The sequence below is a fragment of the Acidiphilium sp. PM genome, assembly GCF_000219295.1.
Lineage (GTDB): Bacteria > Pseudomonadota > Alphaproteobacteria > Acetobacterales > Acetobacteraceae > Acidiphilium > Acidiphilium multivorum.
The window spans coordinates 1-2,779 of the sequence record NZ_AFPR01000298.1 but is presented as its reverse complement, the minus strand read 5'-3'; the positions used below and the strand labels follow the sequence as shown (position 1 = coordinate 2,779).

At 69.6% G+C, this 2,779-nt stretch carries 3 protein-coding genes; 2 read left to right on the top strand and 1 reads right to left on the bottom strand.

Going from position 1 to position 2,779, the window contains the following annotated elements; all coding sequences use genetic code 11:
- Positions 1 to 141 precede the first annotated feature (141 nt).
- Complete coding sequence (locus APM_RS11655; RefSeq protein ID WP_007423579.1) at positions 142 to 465, top strand: hypothetical protein; 324 nt, start codon at positions 142 to 144, stop codon at positions 463 to 465.
- A gap of 132 nt (positions 466 to 597) precedes the next feature.
- Entirely contained in the window at positions 598 to 795 is a 198-nt protein-coding gene (locus APM_RS11650; RefSeq protein WP_011942098.1) for a hypothetical protein, read from the top strand.
- Between the two features lie 68 nt (positions 796 to 863).
- Here the strand turns inward: APM_RS11650 and APM_RS11645 are convergent, their stop codons facing one another.
- Positions 864 to 2,546 (bottom strand): ShlB/FhaC/HecB family hemolysin secretion/activation protein, encoded by a 1,683-nt coding sequence (locus APM_RS11645; RefSeq protein WP_039888432.1) that lies wholly within the window; start codon positions 2,544 to 2,546, stop codon positions 864 to 866.
- Positions 2,547 to 2,779: the final 233 nt, after the last annotated feature.

Sequence of the window (2,779 nt, the reverse complement as noted above, 5' to 3'; positions counted from 1 at the left end):
CCTGAGCGGCCGCATCCCGGCACGCCCTTATCGTTACGTTTACAAAACAATATAATTCCGCAACCCGGCCCCGCGCGTCCGCTCAAGCAGGATTGATGTGGCGGCTCTGGACTCCGCCCCCGCCGGACCAATCTGCCGGGCATGGACAGGATCGCGCCTTTCGCTCCCGCGCTCATCCTGGCCGCGCTCGGCATCGCCGTCCTCGGCCTGGCCGGCTGCACCACGACCGCCGGCGCGCCGTATGGCGGCTCCGCCTATTATGCCCCGCCATCCTTCGGCTACGGCGCGCCCTACGGTTACGGCGCCGGCTACGGTCCGGCCTACGGCCCCATCTATCAATACCCGGACTATGCCCCGGACGACGAGCATGCCGACGATGACGACCGGTTCGACGACGACGATCACGATGGAGATCGCGCCGGCGACCACGATGGCGACCATGACGACGACCACGACGGGCACTGACCCGCGCCCCGTTCCATGCGTAAACGGCATGAGACTTAGCCTGAACCGGCACGTTCCGCCGCCGCCGCCGCATCGCCACCTCCGGAGCCAAGGCGGGGATCGATCCCCGCGACATGAACAAGGAGTTTTCCGATGCGTACTTTTGCAATCGCCGTCACCGCCCTGACCATGCTGGCCGCCCTGGCGCCGCTCGCCGCCCGCGCGGATGTCGCCGGCCCGTCCGGCCAGGCGCAACTGACCTCCGCCTCGGCCTCATCCGCGCAGTCCGGCGGCCGGGCGGTCTTCCAGCATCAGCTGAACCGGATCCACCGGCTCGAAGCCCAGCACTGAGCACTCCATCCGATCAGATGATGCTCTGATCGCGATCCCGGCCCCGCCCTAGCGACGGGGCCGTGGGGTCAGAACCGGCCCGAGACGGCGAAGAGGAAGCGCCAGCGCTCCAGCTTCGCCGCCTCGCGCGGCTTCACCAGCTCGTTGCCGGCGCCGAGCGTCAGCTCGAAATGGCGCAGCAGCAGCATCCGCACGCCCCCGCCGGCCGATGCGCCGGTATCCACCGGATACTGGTAGATCGTCTGCCGGTTCCAGATCCGGCCCCAGTCGGCATAGCCGAACGCCGCCAGCCCCGAGATCAGCTTCGGCGCGACGTGCTGGAGCAAGGGCAGCTTGTGGCTCAGCTCGGCGGACATCTCGATCCCGCTATCGCCCGCCATCACCGCCGCCGGATAGGCCCGGCCGAACTCGCTGCCGCCGAACAGGAACTGCTCGCTCCCCGGCAGATGGTTCAGCGCGTACTGGGCGTTGGCCCGCACGGTGAGGAAGAACGATTTCGGCAGCGCCTGCAGCCGCACCAGGCTCACGTCGAACTTGGTGAAGCCCGGCCCGCCATAGGCGAGGCTGCCGCGCCGCGCCCCCAGCGCGTTGATCCCCTCGCTCACCGTGAACGACCCGCTGTCGATCCCGTTCCAGTCCCCCGCCCGCGCGAAGATCAGCCCTTCCCGCAGCGTCCGCGTCCGCTCCGAGACCGCCGTCTGCCCGAGCAGCGCCTCGTTGCTGTTCAGGTAGTCCGCCTCCACCGAGGCATCGAGCTGCCGGGTCTGCGTATAGATCAGCGGGTCGGACAGCCGCACGCTCGCGATCTGCGCCGTCCCCGAATTGATCGCCCCGACCGGATGGGTGATCAGCTCGCCCATCGTGACGGTCACGGTCGTCCCGTTGGTCCCGATCGGCTCCTGATGCACGATCCCGTAATACTGGTAGCGGCGGATCCTCGCCGGCGCGCCGAACACCAGCTGGTCGCGCTCGCCCTGGCGGAACAGCCCGTTCACCGTCACGTTCGCCGTGCCCTGCACGATGTCGAGCTGGCGGTCGCCGGCATTGTTCACGTCGAACCCCGCCTCCACCGTCCGGCGATGAATCCCCAGCAGCAGCCGCACGACCCCGGGCCGCCCCGGCATCGGCCGCAGCTCGCTGCCCACCTTGAGGCCGGGAATCGACTGCATCAGCAGCAGGTTCCGCTCCAGCGTCGCCCGGTGCAGCGGCTGGTCCGCGACGATCCGCGCCGCGTAATGCTTCAGCAGCCCGAGGCTCGCGCCCTTCGTGTTGCCCTCGATCGTGACCGCGCCGACATGCCCCTCGATCACCCGCACGACCACCTGGCCGCCGGCGAAGTTCTGCTGCGGCAACGACACCGAATAGAGCGCCAGCCCCTGATGCTGGCACAGCCGCCCGATCGCGATCAGGATCGCCGAAAGCTGCGCGCTGCCGACGCGATGCCCGATCATCCCCCGCCAGGTCGCCGCCACCGCGGCGGGCGGCAGCGTCGTGGCGCCCTCGACCCGCACCCCGCGCAGCACGAACGGCGAGATGCCCGACACCGAAGGCGTCGGCGGCTTCCGCTTCGGCACCTGCTCCTTCGCCAGGTTGGGCAGCCGCACGCTCTGCCCGAGCTCGTTCTGGTTGATGATATGCGGCGCCAGCTGCGCCCGCGCCGCCGGTGCCAGGCCGGCCAGCAGCAGTATCGCCGGCACGCCAAAGCCCACCGCGCCGCGGGTTCCGCGTCGCGCCCCGAAAGTACCCGTCATTTTTGTTCTCACAGTCCCGTCCGCAAGCCGCCCGATCCCAGATCACATGCAGAGACAGCAAGGGCGGCAGCTTGCGCCGCCGCCCTCTTCCAGACTTAGAGCTGGCTTGTCGCTGTCGAGAGGACGCCTGTCACGGGCGCCAGCGGGCTTGAGCCGCCACTGGCGCTCCCCAGCGCGCCGGTCAGCGCGCTCGTCAGCGTGCTGGCGGTCGGCGCCAGTTCGGTCGCGGCCCC